Source organism: Flavobacterium davisii (assembly GCF_019565505.1).
Classification (GTDB): domain Bacteria; phylum Bacteroidota; class Bacteroidia; order Flavobacteriales; family Flavobacteriaceae; genus Flavobacterium; species Flavobacterium davisii.
Genome location: NZ_CP067378.1, coordinates 1,958,785 through 1,978,418 on the forward strand (window position 1 = coordinate 1,958,785; position 19,634 = coordinate 1,978,418).

The 19,634-nt window shown below is 32.4% G+C and carries 19 protein-coding genes and 6 pseudogenes; 19 read left to right on the top strand and 6 right to left on the bottom strand.

Annotated features, from left to right (window positions below):
* Positions 1 to 127: 127 nt before the first annotated feature.
* The 13 genes and pseudogenes from JJC05_RS09435 (at position 128) to atpG (ending at position 9,481) form a co-directional block, all read left to right on the top strand.
* Complete coding sequence (locus JJC05_RS09435) at positions 128 to 385, top strand: hypothetical protein (RefSeq protein ID WP_105195555.1); 258 nt, start codon at positions 128 to 130, stop codon at positions 383 to 385.
* A 204-nt stretch (positions 386 to 589) separates the two neighbouring features.
* Positions 590 to 889, top strand: coding sequence for a hypothetical protein (locus tag JJC05_RS17195; protein WP_258928397.1), 300 nt, complete (start codon positions 590 to 592; stop codon positions 887 to 889).
* Between the two features lie 5 nt (positions 890 to 894).
* A complete protein-coding gene (porW, locus tag JJC05_RS17200) occupies positions 895 to 2,265 on the top strand; it encodes a type IX secretion system periplasmic lipoprotein PorW/SprE (RefSeq protein ID WP_445297839.1) in 1,371 nt (456 codons plus the stop codon).
* A gap of 347 nt (positions 2,266 to 2,612) precedes the next feature.
* The gene (locus JJC05_RS17205) at positions 2,613 to 3,197 is read left to right on the top strand and encodes a hypothetical protein (RefSeq protein ID WP_258928401.1); all 585 of its coding nucleotides are present in this window, start codon (positions 2,613 to 2,615) and stop codon (positions 3,195 to 3,197) included.
* Positions 3,198 to 3,200: 3 nt separating this feature from the next.
* Entirely contained in the window at positions 3,201 to 3,587 is a 387-nt protein-coding gene (locus JJC05_RS09445) for a bactofilin family protein (RefSeq protein ID WP_105195557.1), read from the top strand.
* Positions 3,577 to 3,807 carry an AtpZ/AtpI family protein gene (locus JJC05_RS09450; protein WP_235877298.1) on the top strand — a complete coding sequence of 77 codons (231 nt, stop codon included), beginning with the start codon at positions 3,577 to 3,579 and terminating at the stop codon, positions 3,805 to 3,807. Before JJC05_RS09445 ends, JJC05_RS09450 begins: the two co-directional genes overlap by 11 nt.
* A complete protein-coding gene (locus tag JJC05_RS09455) occupies positions 3,807 to 4,178 on the top strand; it encodes a hypothetical protein (protein WP_105195558.1) in 372 nt (123 codons plus the stop codon). The genes JJC05_RS09450 and JJC05_RS09455 overlap by 1 nt, the downstream gene beginning before the upstream one ends.
* 166 nt (positions 4,179 to 4,344) lie before the next feature.
* Positions 4,345 to 5,548 (top strand): annotated as a pseudogene (atpB, locus tag JJC05_RS09460) (F0F1 ATP synthase subunit A).
* A 61-nt stretch (positions 5,549 to 5,609) separates the two neighbouring features.
* Positions 5,610 to 5,804 (top strand): ATP synthase F0 subunit C, encoded by a 195-nt coding sequence (locus JJC05_RS09465; RefSeq protein ID WP_014165720.1) that lies wholly within the window; start codon positions 5,610 to 5,612, stop codon positions 5,802 to 5,804.
* Between the two features lie 89 nt (positions 5,805 to 5,893).
* Positions 5,894 to 6,393, top strand: a pseudogene (locus JJC05_RS09470) (F0F1 ATP synthase subunit B).
* 10 nt (positions 6,394 to 6,403) lie between these two features.
* Positions 6,404 to 6,937, top strand: a complete 534-nt coding sequence (gene atpH / locus JJC05_RS09475) for an ATP synthase F1 subunit delta (protein WP_105195560.1) — start codon at positions 6,404 to 6,406, stop codon at positions 6,935 to 6,937.
* 32 nt (positions 6,938 to 6,969) lie between these two features.
* Entirely contained in the window at positions 6,970 to 8,547 is a 1,578-nt protein-coding gene (gene atpA, locus JJC05_RS09480) for a F0F1 ATP synthase subunit alpha (protein ID WP_105195561.1), read from the top strand.
* A 74-nt stretch (positions 8,548 to 8,621) separates the two neighbouring features.
* Positions 8,622 to 9,481, top strand: a pseudogene (gene atpG, locus JJC05_RS09485) (ATP synthase F1 subunit gamma).
* Positions 9,482 to 9,540: 59 nt separating this feature from the next.
* On the opposite strand, the gene JJC05_RS09490 reads toward atpG, so the two are convergent.
* Positions 9,541 to 10,131 (bottom strand): riboflavin synthase, encoded by a 591-nt coding sequence (locus JJC05_RS09490; RefSeq protein ID WP_105195563.1) that lies wholly within the window; start codon positions 10,129 to 10,131, stop codon positions 9,541 to 9,543.
* Between the two features lie 54 nt (positions 10,132 to 10,185).
* Between JJC05_RS09490 and pdxA the strand changes: the two genes are divergently transcribed.
* From pdxA to accC, 6 genes and pseudogenes are all read left to right on the top strand, one after another.
* The gene (gene pdxA, locus JJC05_RS09495; protein ID WP_235877299.1) at positions 10,186 to 11,223 is read left to right on the top strand and encodes a 4-hydroxythreonine-4-phosphate dehydrogenase PdxA; all 1,038 of its coding nucleotides are present in this window, start codon (positions 10,186 to 10,188) and stop codon (positions 11,221 to 11,223) included.
* A gap of 183 nt (positions 11,224 to 11,406) precedes the next feature.
* On the top strand, positions 11,407 to 11,925 hold the full coding sequence (locus JJC05_RS09500) for a YceD family protein (protein ID WP_088392536.1): 519 nt from the start codon (positions 11,407 to 11,409) through the stop codon (positions 11,923 to 11,925).
* A gap of 9 nt (positions 11,926 to 11,934) precedes the next feature.
* A complete protein-coding gene (gene rpmF, locus JJC05_RS09505; protein ID WP_014165712.1) occupies positions 11,935 to 12,129 on the top strand; it encodes a 50S ribosomal protein L32 in 195 nt (64 codons plus the stop codon).
* Positions 12,130 to 12,295: 166 nt separating this feature from the next.
* Positions 12,296 to 13,290, top strand: a pseudogene (locus JJC05_RS09510) (beta-ketoacyl-ACP synthase III).
* 28 nt (positions 13,291 to 13,318) lie between these two features.
* Entirely contained in the window at positions 13,319 to 13,813 is a 495-nt protein-coding gene (gene accB, locus JJC05_RS09515) for an acetyl-CoA carboxylase biotin carboxyl carrier protein (protein ID WP_105195567.1), read from the top strand.
* 94 nt (positions 13,814 to 13,907) lie between these two features.
* A pseudogene (gene accC, locus JJC05_RS09520) lies at positions 13,908 to 15,246 on the top strand (acetyl-CoA carboxylase biotin carboxylase subunit).
* A 307-nt stretch (positions 15,247 to 15,553) separates the two neighbouring features.
* On the opposite strand, the pseudogene JJC05_RS09525 reads toward accC, so the two are convergent.
* The 5 genes and pseudogenes from JJC05_RS09525 to JJC05_RS09545 form a co-directional block, all read right to left on the bottom strand.
* Positions 15,554 to 16,742 (bottom strand): annotated as a pseudogene (locus JJC05_RS09525) (C1 family peptidase).
* A gap of 323 nt (positions 16,743 to 17,065) precedes the next feature.
* Positions 17,066 to 17,203 (bottom strand): hypothetical protein, encoded by a 138-nt coding sequence (locus JJC05_RS09530; protein ID WP_235877300.1) that lies wholly within the window; start codon positions 17,201 to 17,203, stop codon positions 17,066 to 17,068.
* A 17-nt stretch (positions 17,204 to 17,220) separates the two neighbouring features.
* Positions 17,221 to 17,946 (bottom strand): transposase, encoded by a 726-nt coding sequence (locus JJC05_RS09535; RefSeq protein ID WP_235877301.1) that lies wholly within the window; start codon positions 17,944 to 17,946, stop codon positions 17,221 to 17,223.
* A 59-nt stretch (positions 17,947 to 18,005) separates the two neighbouring features.
* Entirely contained in the window at positions 18,006 to 18,389 is a 384-nt protein-coding gene (locus JJC05_RS09540; RefSeq protein ID WP_235877302.1) for an IS110 family transposase, read from the bottom strand.
* Between the two features lie 402 nt (positions 18,390 to 18,791).
* Complete coding sequence (locus JJC05_RS09545; RefSeq protein WP_235877303.1) at positions 18,792 to 19,634, bottom strand: T9SS type A sorting domain-containing protein; 843 nt, start codon at positions 19,632 to 19,634, stop codon at positions 18,792 to 18,794.

Genomic DNA, 19,634 nt, shown 5'->3' on the forward strand with positions numbered 1-19,634 from the left:
ATTTCCGCTGCAACTTCTAAAAAATTCTAGCATAAAAGGTTTATTGCAAGAAACTATTTTGTAAATGAAGGAGTTATGATTGTATTATGTCTTGTCCTGAAATAGGTTTACACAAAAGTGTAAAAATATGGAAAGATACTCAGTAAAATATTCTACAAAGTGGCAATCAAGATATTCAGAAGAATTTAAAAGATTTGTTTGTAATGATTATCTAACCGGTTCAATGACCAAAAAAGAAGTTGAGTTAAAACATAATCTTGGAAATGGTCGACTTACTTATTGGTTAAGAGAAAGAGGTTTTGATGTTTTAAAAACAAGAATTGCATCTTTACCTGATATGAAATCCCCCGTTCCCGCCCGAATCCTTTCGTGTGGTAAGAGATAAATAAAAGCAAAAAGCAACTCAAAAATGGGTTGCTTTTATAAAATACTAAAAAACACGCTTACGGGCGTGTTTTCTCCTATATTTTTGTAACCTAAAAAAGGTTTTTTTAATTTTATTTTATTACTCTTTAAAAGAAGTGTACTTTTACCAGTCAGAATACTAAAAAAATATTTTTAGAGTTTATATTAAAAAAATTATAGTCGTTTGAAAAATTATCGTTTAATATATATAGCATCTTTTGGATTGTGCGCATTAATAATTGCCTGTTCAACCAAAAAAGATACATTAATCACCAGAAATTGGCATGCTTTAAACTCTAAGTATAATACGGTATATAACGGAGAGGTGGCCCTGCAGGCAGGAATAGAAGAGTTAAGAAAAGGATATGTAGATGATTTTTGGGAAATTTTACCCGTTGAACGCATGCAAATAGAAGAAGAAAACGTCTTACCGGACAAAAAGGGAAAAACGCCAATTTCACACGTGCAGAAGATAAAGCCGTAAAAGCGATTCAAAAACATTCTATGAATATTGAAGGTAGTGAACGGAATTCCCAAATGGATGAAGCACATCTATTACTAGGGAAATCCCGTTATTATGATAAAAGATTTATTCCCGCATTAGAAGCTTTTAACTATATCCTATATAAGTACTCTAATTCAGATAAAATTTATGAAGCTAAAGTATGGAGAGAGAAAACAAATGTTCGATTAGAAAATGATGCATTAGCAATTAAAAATCTGACCTTACTTTTAAAAAGATATGATTTACCGCCTCATATAAAAGCGGATGCTAATGCACTATTAGCACAAGCTTACATTAATTTAGAAGAAAAACAAAAAGCAGTAACACCCATAAAAAAAGCAATTGAATATACCTCTAACAAAGAAGAAAAATCCCGTTATAGCTTTATTTTAGGTCAACTATATGAACAACTAAAACATAAAGATAGTGCTTATTTAGCCTTTCAAGAGGTTATTAATATGAAAAGGCAGTCGCCTCGTATATATGTTATGCAAGCCCATGCTAAACAAGCAGGTTTAATAGATAATACAAAAGATACATTGCTTTTTGTTAAGAAATATGCTAAATTGTTGAAAAACAGAGAAAATCGTCCATATTTAGATCTTCTACATCATCAGGTTGCACTCTTTTATGATCAACTAAAAATGCAAGAAAGAGCTAAAAAATATTATAATAAATCATTAAAATCGATTTCAAGTGATAGCTACCTAACAGCTTCTAATTATAGAAATTTAGCTAAAATTTATTTTGATCAAACAAAATATGAAACAGCAGGGAAGTATTATGATAGTACCTTAACTAAATTCACTAAAAAGAATAAAGAATATTTTATAATAGAAAAGAAAAGGAAAAATTTAGATGAAGTTATAAAGTATGAAAATATAGCTAAAAAGAATGATAGTATTATTTCACTGACAGCCATGTCAGATGAAGAACGTACCTCTTACTTTCAAAAATATATACAAAAAATAAAAAAAACAGATTCATTACAAGTTGTACTAAATCAAAAAAAACAGACAATAGAAGAAAATCGTGAACAAAACCGTCAACAAAATGAAAATTTATTTTTTGATCCCAATGTAGTACCTACTCCGGGAGGAGGAAAAGAAATTAATTCATTACAGTTAAATAATTCAAAAAATTCATTTTATTTTTACAATCCTTCTACTGTAGCTTACGGAAAAATTGAATTCACAAAAAAATGGGGTAAACGCGCATTAATTGATAATTGGAGATGGATTGTACAAACGCAAAATCAAAAAAAAGAGCAGATAAATTCTATAGATTCAGAAACAGCTAAAAAGAATCAGATAAAGAAATTGTTGACGAAAAATACACTCCAAAATTTTATATAGATAAGCTACCTACATCAAAAATAATAATAGATAGCCTAATAAAAGAAAGAAATAATGCCTATTATAACTTAGGATTAATTTATAAAGAAAAATTCTTTGAAAATAAAGTATCAGAAGAACGTTTCGAAAAATTATTAGCAAATAACCCCGAGGAACGTTTTATCCTTCCAGCTAAATATAATTTATTTCGGTTATATGAAGTTTCTGATTCAGAAAAAGCACAAAAATTAAAACTAGCTATTTTAGCTAATTATCCTAATACCCGATATGCACAATTAGTTAGTGGGCAAATATCCGAAAATAGAGATCCAGAAGCTCCTATTGAAGTATATAAGGATTGTATTGAAATGTTTGAAAAACAAGAATATAAAGCAGTATTAAACAAGATAGATAAGTCCGTAGTATTATTTTCAGGTGATCCGTTATTACCTAAATTTGAATTATTAAAAGTTTTAGTTTGTGGTAAATTACAAGGACTAAATGCTTATAGAGAAGGAATACAAAAAGTATTAAAAACTTACCCTGATACAGAAGAAGCAACAAAGGCAGACGAAATTTTACATATAGATATTCCAAAAATGGAACAAATGACCTTGTCAGCAGATACAGCTTCTACTAAGTGGAAAGTTTTGTATAAAGTAGGACCTAAAGAAGATAAAGCTACAAAAAACTTAATAGAAAAGTTAGAAAAATATATAAAAGAGAAACAATATTACAAGTTTTTTGTATCTTACGATATATATAATGAAATTGATAATTTTGTCGTAGTTCATGGCATATCTTCTCGTGAATATGCACGTTTTCTAATCGAATTATTGGCTAAAACAAAAGGTTACGAAGTAAAAGAAAACGCGACTGTTATTTCAAGTCAAAATTATTCAGTCATTCAAACCAAGAAAAATTTAAATGAATATCTACAACTAAAACTTTAATTTATGTTTGACAAAAAACCCAAAAATTACACAGACCTACTAGGGAAAACGAATCGTATTGTGGAAGGAACTACAATAAAAGGGGATATTGAATCAATTGCAGATTTTAGACTAGATGGTCACTTAATAGGTAATTTTAACTCGAAAGCTAAATTAGTGGTAGGTCCCGCAGGAAGTGTTTTGGGGGATATAAACGCCCAAAATGTAGATATAGAAGGAAAAGCAGAAGGTAGAATAAATGTAGAAGAAATCCTAAATGTAAAAGCAACAGCTACTATAAATGGAGATGTAAGTTGTGGGAAGTTAGCAGTCGAACCCGGAGCTAAATTTACAGCAACTTGTGTGATGAGAACAATAGCCCCTTCATTAAATGTAGTAAATGGAGAATAACAAGGAAGAACAAGAAAAATTTAAAGGAAATAAATGGCTCTCCTTAGTTGCTATTCCCTCACAAATGGGAGTAACCATTTATCTATTTTATAAATTAGGAGCATGGTTAGATCAATCGTATCCTAATCCTTATTTTTATTATGATAAAATATTAACACTATTCGGAGTCTTTATAGCTTTGTATAATGTTATCAAACAAGTTAATGAAATTAATAAATAATGCTTATTCAAGAATTTTCTAAAAAGCTATTCCTTATAGGGCTGGCTTTTTATTTGCTTAATATTGGTTATTTACTTTTATCAAATGAAGTCATTGTGCCAGCTTTACATATAATACACGGTTTCTTTTTGTTTTTTTACCTATTAGCAATTACAATCATGGCATTTCTGTTAGAAAATAAAAAAGATATAGTAGGAGTAGGTTTTTTAGTAGTAATTACCAATCTTTTTATATTTACATATATTTTAAATCAATGGTTAATCCAAAATAATTTCGTCTTTTCTAAATGGAACTTCTTTGTTTTATTTATGGCGTATTTAACTACAACAACTTTTTTAGTGGCTAAAAAATTAAATCAAATTAAATTTTAACTAACTGATTTGATGTATTTAAAGGGGTTTAAAGGGTTTGTGTAAACATTGAATTTAAATTTGAAGAAAGATTCATATATTTTTTTTTGAGCAATCGTTTTTCATATAAATAAAAAATGTACCTTTGCACCGAAATTTACGAACATAGAAATTTTTCATTCCTATGATGATTACAAGAAAACCTGTATCATTACTAATGTCGGCCTTTATAGGCTTATTCTCTTGGGTAGCAATGGCTAACCCTATGAAGGATTCTACTCATGTAACTGAAAAATCAGTTCATGAAAAACATGCAATTGTTCATGACACAGCTCATGCTGAAGCTACAGCTACACACGCTGAAGGTGAACATGCAACTGCTGATCATGGAGGTCCTGTTGATCAGAAACCAGAAGTGCAAGCATTTATCAAACATCACCTATTAGATTCGCATGATTTTAATCTATATGTAGATGGAGAAACGGGACATCATGTAGGTTTCCCGTTGCCAGTTATCTTATTTGATAATGGTCTTCATGTGTTTATGTCATCTGCTTTTCATAACGAAAAAGAATTAGCTGAAGTAGATGGTAACTTCTACAAAATGGTACACGGTGTGATTTATAAATCAGATGCTGAAGGTACAATTACCAATAACGAACACGGTCACCCAACGAATGCAAAACCATTGGATTTTTCGATCACTAAAAACGTATTTTCGTTATTAGTTACGGCAATCTTAATTTTCTTTGCTTTCACTTCGTTAGCTAAAACGTATAAAAAGGAAATCCACTTCCAACAGGTTTTGGTCGTGTGTTAGAGCCTCTAGTAATTTATGTGCGTGATGAAATTGCTCGTCCAAACATTGGTGAGAAAAAATACAAAAAATTCATGCCGTATTTATTAACGGTATTCTTCTTAATCTGGACTTTAAACTTAATCGGTTTAACTCCATTAGGAATTAACGTAACAGGTAATATTGCGGTAACTTTATGTTTAGCATTATGTACTTTAATTATTACAAATGTAAGTGCTAATGCAGATTACTGGAAACACATATTCTGGATGCCGGTGTACCAGTGCCAATGAAAATCGTTTTAGCTCCAATTGAAGTATTAGGTATTTTTACAAAACCATTCTCGTTAATGATTCGTTTATTTGCAAACATCACAGCAGGTCACTCTGTAGTAATGGGATTAATTGCGATTATCTTCTTATTCAAACAACAATTAACAGCAGGTGGAGCTGTAGGAGTGTCGTTAGCTTTAACGTTATTTATCTCAGTAATTGAGTTGTTAGTAGCGTTCTTACAAGCGTTCATCTTTACTATGTTATCATCATTGTTTATCGGTATGGCGGTTCAAGATCACCACCACGATGAGCATCATTAATAGAATAAAAAAGTAGAATTTTTTTAAAAAAATTGTTTAATTATTATATAAATCTTTTATTATGACAATTCCAAATTTAGTAGGTGCTGGTTTAATCGTAATCGGAGCTGGTTTAGGTTTAGGTAAAATTGGTGGATCTGCAATGGATGCTATTGCTCGTCAACCTGAAGCTGCTGGTAAAATCCAAACAGCGATGATCATCATCGGTGCCTTATTAGAAGGTTTAGCATTCGGTGCCTTAATCTTAGGTGCTTAATCAGAATTTAAATTACGCTTTGCAACGGTTGGTTGCAAAGTGTAATTTTATTTAACCTATTTTTATTAATTAAACAGAAAACATCAATAATGGAAAAAATATTTAACGATTTTGGATACGGTCTATTCTTTTGGCTAGTTGTAATTTTAACCATCTTAATTGTATTATTAGCTAAATTCGCTTGGAAGCCTATCATGGAATCTATAGAAACTCGTGAAGAAGGTATTCGTAGTGCATTACAAGCAGCTGAAAATGCTAAAAAGAAATGCAAGAATTACAAGCTAATAACGAGCGTATCTTAAATGAAGCACGTACTGAACGCGATACAATGTTAAAAGAAGCGCGTGAGATTAAAGAAAAAATGATTGCTGATGCTAAAGAAGAAGCGCAAACGCAAGGTGCTCGTTTAATCGAACAAGCTAAAGCTGCTATCGAAAGTGAAAAAAATGCAGCAATGGCGGAATTAAAAACACAAGTTTCTGCTTTATCTTTGCAAATTGCAGAGAAAATATTAAAAGACCAATTGTCTAGCAATGACTCTCAAGTAAAATTAGTTGAGAGAATGTTGGATGAAGTGAAATTAAACTAATACGAGAAGTATGTCAGGTAATAGAGCTGCAATACGATACGCAAAAGCAATTTTAGATATTGCTACTTCTAAGAGTCTTGCTCAAGAAGTAAACAACGATATGAATTTAATTGCTAAAACGATCCAAAATAATGCTGAACTAGCGTCATTTATTGCTAATCCAACTTTAAAAATCGAAGTAAAGAGTAATGCCTTGTTAGAGGTGTTTAAAGAAACAGGGGCAGTAACTAAATCATTATTCCAGTTATTATTAGAAAACAAACGTTTTGAACTTTTAGACAAAGTAGCTACGCAGTATACAAAATTGTATGATGAAGCAAATGGAGTAGAAGTGGCAACAGTCACTACAGCTTTTGCAATCACTCCAGAATTAGAAGCTAAAGTATTAGCTAAAGCAGCTACTTTAACAACTAAAAAAGTTACTTTAAAAAATATTGTAGATCCAGCTATCATTGGCGGATTTGTATTAAGAATTGGCGATAAGCAATACAATGCTTCAGTAGCTAATAGTTTATTAACATTAAAGAGAGAATTGAGTAATTAATTATAACACGAAAGTGTAAAAATTATAAAACAATGGCGGAAATTAAACCAGCTGAAATTTCAGCAATATTAAAGCAACAATTATCAGGTTTTGAATCTGGTGCTACTTTAGAAGAAGTAGGTACTGTACTTCAAGTAGGTGACGGTATTGCTCGTATTTATGGGCTTTCTAATGTACAATATGGTGAGTTAGTGGTTTTTGAAAACGGTATGGAAGGTATCGTGTTGAACCTTGAAGAAGATAACGTAGGGGTAGTATTATTAGGTCCATCTACAGGTATCAAAGAAGGTTCTACTGCTAAAAGAACACAACGTATTGCTTCTTTAAAAGTTGGTGAGCAAATGGTAGGACGTGTAGTAAACACTTTAGGACAGCCTATTGATGGTAAAGGTCCTATTGGTGGTGACTTATACGAGATGCCTTTAGAGCGTAAAGCACCGGGGGTAATTTTCCGTCAACCAGTAACTGAACCAATGCAAACAGGTATCAAAGCAGTAGATGCGATGATTCCAGTAGGTCGTGGTCAGCGTGAGTTAGTAATTGGTGACCGTCAAACGGGTAAATCTACAGTTTGTTTAGATACAATTATCAACCAAAAAGAATTCTTCGATGCAGGTAAACCAGTTTTCTGTATCTATGTTGCAATTGGTCAAAAAGCTTCTACAGTAGCTTCAATTGCTAAAACATTAGAAGAAAAAGGGGCAATGGCTTATACAGTTATCGTTGCAGCTAATGCTTCTGACCCAGCTCCAATGCAAGTGTATGCTCCAATGGCAGGTGCTGCTATCGGTGAGTATTTCCGTGATACAGGTCGTCCAGCTTTAATTGTTTATGATGATTTATCAAAACAAGCTGTAGCTTACCGTGAGGTGTCTTTATTATTAAGAAGACCACCGGGACGTGAGGCTTACCCCGGAGACGTATTCTACTTACACTCTCGTTTATTAGAAAGAGCGGCAAAAGTTATCGCTGATGACGATATCGCTAAAAATATGAATGACTTACCTGAGTCATTAAAACCAATCGTTAAAGGTGGTGGTTCATTAACAGCTTTACCTATTATCGAAACTCAAGCGGGTGACGTTTCTGCGTATATCCCAACTAACGTAATTTCGATTACGGACGGACAGATTTTCTTAGAGTCTGATTTATTCAACTCAGGGGTTCGTCCAGCTATTAACGTAGGTATCTCTGTATCTCGTGTAGGAGGTAATGCACAAATCAAGTCTATGAAAAAAGTATCTGGTACTTTAAAATTAGACCAAGCTCAGTTCCGTGAATTAGAAGCATTCGCTAAATTCGGTTCTGACTTAGATGCAGCTACATTAAACGTAATTGAAAAAGGTAAACGTAACGTAGAAATCTTAAAACAAGGTTTAAACTCTCCATTTACTGTAGAAGACCAAGTTGCAATTATCTACGCTGGTACTAAAAACTTATTAAGAAATGTACCTGTAGCTAAAGTTAAAGAATTCGAAAAAGATTATTTAGAGTTCTTAAACAATAAACATAGAGATACTTTAGACGCTCTTAAAGCAGGTAAGTTTGATGATAACATCACTGACGTTTTAGAGAAAGTAGCAAAAGAAGTATCTGCAAAGTATAACTAATTAGAGTAAATGGTAGGTAGTGATTAGTAATTAGCTAATCACTATTTGCTAATTACTATTTACTAAAGAAAACAATGGCGAATTTAAAGGAAATCCGTAATAGAATAACATCCGTTTCATCAACGATGCAAATCACATCAGCAATGAAAATGGTTTCGGCAGCAAAGCTAAAAAAAGCACAAGATGCTATCACAGCTATGCGTCCTTACGCTGAAAAATTAACAGAATTATTGCAAAATCTCTCAGCTACCCTTGAAGGAGAAGTAGGAGGAGATTATACAACACAACGTGAAGTAAAAAAAGTACTTATAGTAGCAATTACTTCAAACAGAGGTTTGTGTGGTGCATTTAATTCTAATGTTATAAAAGAAGTTAAAAACTTAACAGATAAGTACCAAGGTGCTACTCTAGATGTTTTAACAATTGGTAAAAAGGAAATGATGTGTTACGTAAAACACATGATATAGTGGCTAACGAAAGTTCAATATTTGATAATTTGACATTTGAAAATGCTGCAACTATTGCCTCCAATTTAACTGAAAAATTTACTACAGGACAGTATGATAAAATTGAATTGGTTTATAATCAATTTAAGAACGCAGCCACACAAGTAGTAAAAACAGAACAATTCTTGCCATTAGCACCAATTGCTAAAGGAGAAGAATTAGCGGCAGGGGATTATATTTTTGAGCCTTCCAAAGAAGAAATTATAATGACTTTAATTCCAAAGTCATTAAAAACACAATTATATAAAGCTATCCGCGATTCATTTGCTGCTGAACATGGTGCACGTATGACGGCTATGCACAAAGCTACAGATAATGCAACAGAATTGAGAAATCAGTTAAAGTTAACTTATAACAAAGCACGTCAAGCTGCTATTACTAGCGAAATATTAGAAATTGTTGGTGGTGCAGAGGCCTTAAATGGATAGTAGAATAATATCTTCAAATCAAAATAAAAAAGTCCCAAACAATTTGGGACTTTTTTATTTTAAAAATTTAACGACTGTAGCCTAGCAACATATTTTCCTATTACATCAAATTCAAGATTGATTATAGTGCCTATCTCAAATGTATGAAAATTAGTATTTTCATAAGTATAAGGGATAATCGCTACACTAAATTCATTTAATTTTGAATTAACTACTGTTAGGCTGGTGCCATTAATCGTTATAGAACCTTTTTCAATCGTAATGTTTTTGAGTGCTTTGCTATATTCAAATGTAAAATACCAACTGCCATTTACTTCTTCTATATGTTTGCAAACCCCTGTCTGATCTACATGTCCTTGTACGATATGGCCATCTAATCTGTCACCTAATTTCATAGCACGCTCTAAATTAATAGAATCCCCTATTTTCCATTGATTTAAATTAGTTTTATCAATCGTTTCCTTAATTGCAGTCACAGTATATATATCGTCGTGTAGATTAACGACGGTTAAGCAAATTCCATTATGAGCTACACTTTGATCTATTTTGAGTTCTTTTGTGATAGAAGATTGTACTGATACGTGAATGTTTTCACCTTCTTTTTCAAGAGCCACAATCTTACCGATAGTTTCTATAATTCCTGTAAACATTAACTGATTAATTTTAGTAAATTTGTATTCAAAATTAGTACAAATATTAAAGCGATGACAAAAAAGCCTGAAAATATAATGGTCGGTATTTCAATAGGAGATCTAAATGGTATTGGTAGTGAGGTTGTGTTGAAATCATTAGAAGATACTCGTATGCTTGAATTGTGTACGCCTATTATTTTTGCTAATGTTAAAATTATTTCTTATTTAAAAAAACAGCTTAATTTAAATGTTAATTTACATGGCATTGATAAGCTTGATCAAGCTGTAGTCGGTAAGGTAAATGTTTTAAACGTTTGGAGAGAAGGAGTTAATTTAGAGTGGGGAGTAGAAGATCAAAATGTTGGAAAATATGCTGTAAAATCTTTTGTAACAGCTACACAAGCTTTGAAAGAAGGTAAGATTGATGTTTTAGTTACAGCTCCTGTTAGTAAAGTTAACATTCAAAGTGGTGATTTTTCTTTTCCGAGACATACGGATTATTTGAATCAAGAATTAGAAGGTGACGCATTAATGTTGATGATTCAAGATTCGTTACGAGTTGGTTTGTTAACAGATCATGTGCCTATTAACGAAGTAGTTTCTCACCTTACAGAAGAATTAATTTCTAAAAAAGTAAAAACAATTCACCAATCCTTAATTCAAGATTTTCAGATTAACAAGCCTAAAATAGCAATGCTTGGTTTAAATCCACATTCAGGAGATCATGGTGTAATAGGTCAAGAAGAAGAAATGATCTTAAAACCGACCCTAAAAAAGTTATTTGAAGAAGGAATGTTGGTCTTTGGTCCTTTTTCGGCCGATGGTTTTTTTGGTAGTGGTCAATACGAAAAATATGATGCTGTAGTGGCAGTTTATCATGATCAAGGTTTAATTCCTTTTAAGACATTATCTTTCGGAAAAGGAGTTAATTATACTGCGGGATTAGATAAGATTCGAACCTCCCCAGATCATGGAACAGGATTTGATATTGCAGGAAAAGGAGTTGCAAGTCATACTTCTTTTACGGAAGCTATTTATGCTGCTTTAGATATTTTTAAAGCTAGAAATATTTATAAAGAAATAACGGCAAACCCATTAAAGGCAAAATAAAATGAGTTATAAACAAAAAAATGTTTATAACCCTTTTGGTTTTATAAATAATTTATATCTTTGCACACCCTAATTAAGGAGCAAATTGTTGTTGGAATAAAACATAATAGAGTTCAAGTTTTTGATGAAATGGGCTTTTTATGATGTTTTTTCTGAATCTATTAAAAAATATAGGTTTATCTGATGAAAGTTACGAATGAGTATTTAATCCCTTATGTTGGATTAAAGATAGGAAAGCACCAGTTTGAATACCTAATTAGTAAGGCGTTCTTTGATTACTTTCAGTATGACGAATTTGATTCGGCAGATATAAAAGTAAGTTTGGTATTAGAAAAGCAAAGTAGTATGCTTGAATTAAACTTTAAGCATAAAGGGACTATCAATGTGTTGTGTGATGTTACGGGTAAACCTTTTGATTTTCCAATTAAAGGGAAATTAAAATTGATTGTACGTTTTGGTGAAGCATATAATGATGAAAATGAAGAGCTATTAATTCTTCCATTTGGTGAGCATCAAATAGATATAGCACAATATATATATGAAATGATTGTTCTTTCAATACCCTTAAAAAGAGTAAGTCCTGAGGCTTTAGAGCAAGAAGAAGTCTTAGAAGAAATTGGAATTGCGGAAGAGCAAGAAATAAAAGAAGAAGAAATTGACCCACGTTGGGCAGCATTAAAAAAACTATTAACGGATAAATAATTTTGTAAAATGGCACATCCTAAGAGAAGACAATCGTCGACAAGAAGAGACAAAAGAAGAACTCATTATAAAGCAACTGTTGCTCAAATCGCAACTTGCCCAGTAACGGGTGAAGCTCATTTGTACCACAGAGCTTACTGGCATGAAGGTAAAATGTATTATAGAGGTCAAGTAGTTATTGATAAATCAGTAGCTGTTGCTTAATATATTTTAAAAAAGATACATGAATAACTCTCACATTGTGAGAGTTTTTTTGTTGAAAATGCTTCATTTTTGAAAAAAATAGCCCATTTTTGTATCTATTTTGTAGAAATTTTGTAATTTCATCAACTTTTAGAATTGACCTTTTAAGGGTTCAAAATAAGACTTTATGAATAAGATTACTGCCGCAATTACTGCTATAGGTTCTTATGTTCCAGACTTTGTTTTATCCAATCAAGTTTTGGAAACGATGATTGATACCACAGATGAATGGATTACCACTCGTACAGGTATTAAGGAACGAAGAATCTTAAAAGAAAAAGGAGCAGGTACTTCCTATTTGGCTATACAAGCTGCTAAAAACCTAATTGAAAAATCAGGAATTGATCCGAAGGATATTGATATGATCATTATGGCAACAGCCACTCCTGATATGCCTGTTGCATCCACTGGAGTATATGTTGCATCACAAATAGGTGCGGTTAACGCATTTGCTTATGATCTTCATGCTGCTTGTTCTAGTTTTTTATATGGGATGTCCACTGCTGCGGCCTATATAGAATCAGGAAGATATAAAAAAGTATTGTTGATTGGAGCAGATAAAATGTCTTCGATTATAGATTATACAGATAGAGCTACCTGCATTATCTTTGGTGATGGTGGAGGTGCTGTTCTTTTGAACCTAATGAAGAAGGTTTAGGATTACAAGATGAAATTTTAAGAAGTGATGGAATTGGTCGCGAATATCTTAAAATTGATGCAGGAGGTTCTATTTTGCCAGCTTCTAAAGATACGGTAGAGAAAGGAATGCACACTGTTTTTCAAGATGGAAAAACAGTTTTTAAGTATGCCGTTTCAGGTATGGCTGATGTGAGTGAAAAAATTATGCAACGAAATAAATTAACACATGACGATGTAAATTGGTTAGTTGCTCATCAAGCTAATAAACGTATAATAGATGCTACGGCGGAACGAATGGGACTTGATGAATCTAAAGTTTTAATTAATATTCATCGTTACGGTAATACTACATCCGCTACTTTGCCGCTTGTATTGTGTGACTTTGAAAAACAATTAAAAAAAGGAGATAATATCGTTTTTGCTGCATTTGGAGGAGGCTTTACATGGGGAGCCATTTATCTAAAATGGGCATATAATTCATAAAAACATAATAAACCAAAATCGAAATATCATGGATATTAGAGAAATTCAAAACCTAATTAAGTTTGTAGCTAAATCAGGTGCTACTGAGGTAAAACTAGAGATGGATGATTTTAAAATCACCATCAAAACTACACCTGAAGGTGCTGAAACCACTACGTTTGTACAACAGGTGCCAATGCAGGCAGCTATCCCGCAAATGCCAGTTGCTGCTGCTCCAGCACCAGTTGCTGTCGTTCCAGCTACACCAGTTGTAACAGAATCAGTTGCTGAAGATACTTCTAAGTTTGTTACTGTAAAATCACCAATGATTGGTACATTTTATCGTAAACCAGCTCCAGATAAACCAATGTTTGTAGAAGTAGGTTCTTTAATTTCTAAAGGTGATACTTTATGTGTTATTGAGGCAATGAAGTTGTTTAATGAGATTGAAAGTGAAGTATCAGGTAAAATCGTTAAAATTTTAGTAGATGATGCTTCTCCTGTTGAGTTTGATCAACCATTATTTTTAGTAGATCCATCGTAAGGTATTTTAAATGCTAAATTTTGAGCAATAAATTTATATCATTTATTCTCAGGTAATTTAAAATTTATAATTCAACATTTAAAATTTTATTAAGATGTTTAAAAAAATACTAATCGCTAACAGGGGAGAAATTGCACTTCGTGTAATTAGAACTTGTCGTGAAATGGGAATTAAAACAGTTGCAGTATATTCTACAGTTGATGCGGATAGTTTGCATGTAAAATTTGCTGATGAGGCAGTATGTATAGGGCCAGCACCCAGCAATCAGTCTTATTTAAAAATGTCCAATATTATTGCTGCTGCTGAAATTACCAATGCTGATGCTATTCATCCAGGATATGGATTCTTATCTGAAAATGCTAAATTTTCTAAGATTTGCCAAGAGCATGGTATCAAATTCATTGGAGCTTCCCCAGAAATGATCGAAAAAATGGGCGATAAGGCAACTGCTAAGGCTACAATGAAAGCTGCAGGAGTACCATGTGTTCCCGGTTCTGAAGGGATTTTAGAATCACTAGAAGAAGCTAAAAAAGTAGCCAAAGAAATTGGTTACCCAGTTATGATGAAAGCTACTGCTGGAGGTGGAGGTAAAGGGATGCGTGCTATATGGAAAGAGGAAGAGCTTGATAAAGCTTGGGAAAGTGCACGTATGGAAGCTGCTGCCGCATTTGGTAATGATGGTATGTATATGGAAAAACTTATTGAAGAACCTCGTCATATTGAAATTCAAATTGTAGGAGATTCTTTTGGAAAAGCTTGCCATTTATCAGAAAGAGATTGTTCTGTACAACGTCGTCATCAAAAGTTGACAGAAGAAACACCATCGCCATTTATGACAGATGAATTACGTCAAAAAATGGGAGAAGCGGCTGTAAAAGCAGCTGAATATATCAGTTATGAAGGCGCTGGTACAGTGGAGTTTTTAGTAGATAAACATCGTAACTTCTACTTTATGGAAATGAATACTCGTATCCAAGTAGAGCACCCTATTACAGAACAAGTAATTGATTACGATTTAATTCGCGAGCAAATTTTAGTAGCGGCTGGCGTGCCTATCTCAGGTAAAAACTATTTACCTCAATTACACTCTATCGAATGCCGTATTAATGCTGAAGATCCTTACAGTGATTTCCGTCCTTCGCCAGGTAAAATTACCGTTTTACATGCTCCGAGGAGGTCACGGTGTGCGTTTAGATACTCATGTGTATGCAGGATATACAATTCCGCCTAATTACGATTCAATGATTGCTAAATTAATCACAACAGCCCAAACTCGTGAAGAAGCAATTGCTAAAATGAAACGCGCTCTAGATGAATTTGTAATAGAGGGCATAAAAACCACAATTCCTTTTCATAGACAATTAATGGATGAGCCAGATTATGTAGCTGGAAATTATACCACTAAGTTTATGGAAACTTTCAAAATGAAATAACCCAAATAAAATTAATAAAAAAACCTTGAATTTTTGTATTCAAGGTTTTTTTATGTTGATAGAATTATTGTAAACTTTATTTTACCATATTAGATAGTCTTTTTGATAGATGGGAAAGAGTAAAGAAGGTAAAAAAATAAGTGCTGATATTGAGTAAAAATCAGACACTATCTAAAAGAAATATTCACTTAACGTTTTGATAATAAGAGGAACTTCGTTTGTTTGTGATTTTATGAGATCAAATTGCAAGAAGAAACAAAATGAATACGTTATTTTCTCTTAGATAGTCTCTTTTGTTTTGTGTTATTTATAATTTTAATTTGGAGGCAATTGATGAAGGAACCGCTTTTTTGTGTAGCATGATGGCAGTTGCTTTGTATTTTGCAAACTCTTTAGTCATATACAAATATCCTTTGTAATCATTTGTTGTACCCCAAGAATTTTTTACAATGTAATATTCTTTTCCATTTTGATCTTTAGAAATACCAACAATGTGCATACCGTGATCATCAGTAGTTGTGTAATTGTCAAATGCCTTTTGACGCATTTCTTCCGTTACAACCATTTCTTTTTAGGGCCATTAAACATGTCTGATTTTTCATCAGCAGTCATATCTTCAATTTTTTTCTCGGGAACATAAGCTACTCCATTTTTCCAAGAAAAACTTTTTTCGCTAACATCTCCAGCCCAAGCAACTGAATAACCATTTTTAAGTGCGTTATCTATAACTTCAGTTAGTTCATTCATTTTTACGTTATAAACTAAATCAAAGTTCCAGTTGTCAGGAACCATTAGGACAAATTTAGAGTAATATGGGTATTCTTGTAAAGAAGAAATTTCTACATAATCATCAGCATTAACTCCTACTATTTCTTTAGCAAAAGTTTCTGGTGTATATGTTTTTCCTTCAAATTGAAATGTTTTGGGTACTTGTCCAAGATAGCTGTCAATGATTGCAGTATATGCTTTTTCCCAATTAGGTGTTAGTTCTCCATTAGGATTGGTAACAACAGCTTTTAAGAAAGCTTCAGTTAGAGAACTCATTTCAGCAAATTTATTTTTGTCAGTTCCGTAGTTTAAACCAGTGTAAACTGACTGAGGAACTGCGCCATATTTTCGATACATGTTAATTACGTCATGAAAGGCACCACCATCACCCAAAGCTAATGAGCCGTGCATACGAACATAGTTTCTTCCTTTTTCAACATAGGCATTACGTGCAGAGAAAATTTGAGACAACTCAACAGGTTTCTTGCCCATGCGGATCATTTCTGATTCTAAAAAGAGTTTGCAGAATAACTCCAACAAGTTCCTGAGGAACCTTGATTTTTTATAGGAGTATTTTCGATATTTATAACATCAGTAAATTTGAAAGATTCTTTACTTTTTTCGCTGGCATTTATTTTTAATGAATTAACTAAGTTGTCTTGTGCAAACGAATTGACTGTTATAATAAATGAAGCAGTAAGAATGAGTTTTTTTCTAATTTTAAACATATAGTTTTTAAATTTTAATATTTTGAGGGGTAAAAATAGTAATACTTGATGAAAAAGAGATTTGATTTTGATAACTTTTATGATTTTCGGTTATGGTTTTTTAATTTATTTTATATTTTAAATTTAATATACTTGGATTTTAATCCAGATTCTGCATTAGATTTCATTGTGAAACAGAAAATCAATAAATCAAAGTATTCATAAAAAGTTTTTAGAAGGAGAAATAAGAAACTATTCTAATGATTAAAATGGGAGTACGTGCTTGAATTTGAAGAAAAATAAAGCTGAATAGATTTCTAATGCTGAATTCTATCTAACTTAATTTAAGGAATTGATAAAGAAGTAGTTTCGATTCCGTATTTTTTAATCATTTTTTTAATTTGTATCGTTTTTTTATTCTTCATTTCTTGAATATATTGGTCTGTATTTATTGGTATATAATGTTGTTTTTTGACTATCATATTCCAAATTATAACTGCTATTTTTCTTGCTGTTGCTGTAATTGCAGCACCTCTTCCTTTTTAAAAGAAATCCTTTTAAAGAACATAACGAGGTAACCTTCTTTTTTTCTTTCAATTGTATTTGCCGCATTTCTTAATGTCAATGCAAATTTATTTTTCCCTTTTGGAGTTCTGCTACTCAAAACCTTACCTCCACTAATTTTATTATTTGGAGCTAACCTGAGCCAATTCACAAATTGCTTGGAGGTCTTGAATTTATATATATCGGTGCCTATTTCGGCTAAAAAACTAGTAACGGTTCCTGAGCAAACTGATTCTATAGCAAAGAGATCTACTCCAAAAAGTTTTAAACTATATTTCTGTACATCAAATTTGGGTTGGTTTTTCCCTTTATTCTGTTTCTTTACCAATTCGATATCTTCTGATAAAACAATTTCTCTGGTTTGATTTTTCAGCACTTCATCAATACGAGTATCGGTGTTTTTTATTTTATCTTGAATAAGTCTGTAAATATCATAACAATCGGAAAGCTCATGTAGGTATTCATTGTTTATTTTACCTTGTAAAGCGTCGGCTATTTCTTCTTTGCTTTTTTTAACTCGTTTGTCGCAATATTCAGCTAATTTTTCACCTGAAGTTTCACCTGATAGTATCATCTCAATTACTCTTATTCCAGAAACTCCTGTGATGTCACTTATCACAACGTCGAGTCTGAAGTTCATTAAACGTAATGCTTTTTGCATTTTGTTTACAAAGCCTGAACTTTGTTCAATCAAACTAGAACGATGTCTATGAAGTGTTCTTATCTGCAAAGTGGTTTCAGAGGGCAAAAAGAACCTCGTAATAGCCCTAAAGAATGAAGTTTCTGTATCCATTGTGCATCTTTCACATCTGTCTTTGCTTTGAGGTTTTTTGTTTGAGTCCCTTGAACCAAAAGAACTTCAAAACCATTTCCCTGCAAGATCATAAACAAAGATTGCCAATAACTCCCTGTGGACTCCAAAGCAACACTACGAATCTTGTTCTCTTGAAGATAAGCTACCAAAGCGCATAATCCTGATTGATAAACATTAAATTCTCTAATTTGATTTTCATCCTGTCCTATGGCTACAAAATGAGAACGTGACCCAACATCAATTCCTGCAGCATTGGGATTTACAATTTGCATTTTTTCGAAACTTTTCATAAAATATTTTTTTATTAAAATGCGAGGAAATGTAATATCTTTGCTTAAATTATTCTATACGAGATAACATGGTGTTTCATCATTGATTGTCTCAAAGGGCTTCCAAATGGAAGCCTTTTTACATTTCAGCCAAAATCTGGGAGGGGATAAATTCACCATTTTATACATAGGCTTCGCTCGCAAGTGCAAGTTAGCTCTCATTTGTCAAAGAACAATACTTTCTTGAAATCTGGGTCAAATAAAAGAAGGTGTCTAAAAAGTCAAAATTCAATACTTAGTTTTATTTCGAACTAAAAGGGAGAAGTCACATTATTTGTATTATGTGGTTTCTCCCTTCGGTTGAAATAATAAGATTCTGATCTTTTAGGATAGCCTCTTGTTTTTTATCTGGTAGGTAAAAAATTATTCGATTATAATTTTTCTAGTTGCTATTTTGCTTCCTTCTGTAATTTTAGCAAAATAAACTCCTTTGGTTAAGGAAGAAATATTAAGACTTTGATCTGTTATTTTAGATGATAAAGTTTTTTTGCCGAAGATGTCGTATAAATCTATTTGTTTTTCTCCAAAATTTGGTGAAGTGATGTTTACAACTGAATTGGCGGGGTTTGGATGAATTGATAAGCCTTCAATTTCATTATTTTTTTCATTGTTTAATAGGCCAGAAGCTTCAATTTTCACATTGTCTATTCTCCAGTTAGCGGACGGATCATAAAGACCTAATATAGCTTCATAGGTGTTGTTGTTTGGATTTACAATAGAAACAATTCGAAAACCAAAATTAGGATTGTTGTCACATCTAGGATCGTTGATTAAAAAAGATTTCATTGGTGAAGCTGTAAAGCCATTTGTTAGATCGCCGTTATTATTAGCTAATAATATCCAAGAATTTCCACCATCGAAAGTGTATTCATACCGCTGCCATTTAGAAGAGGTGTCTTGTCCTCTTGGGTCAAATTTTATAATGATGCCCGAATAGCCACTAGTGCTAGCCATAAATTGATAACCAGCTGTTCCAGAAGCGGTGCTTTGAGCAGGGAAATTTTTTATACTATGTGCAAATCCGCCATTATTGCCACTTTGATAAGTGTTAGCGTTTACACCTCCAATAAGGCTTAATGTGCCAGTGCCTAAATTAGGATTTGTTGTTTGTGCATCAAAACTCCAAGATGTTACTGTTGTTTGTGCGGAGATGTTAGTAATAAAAACGAATAAATTGAATAGGAGAAATAAAGATTTTTTTTTCAT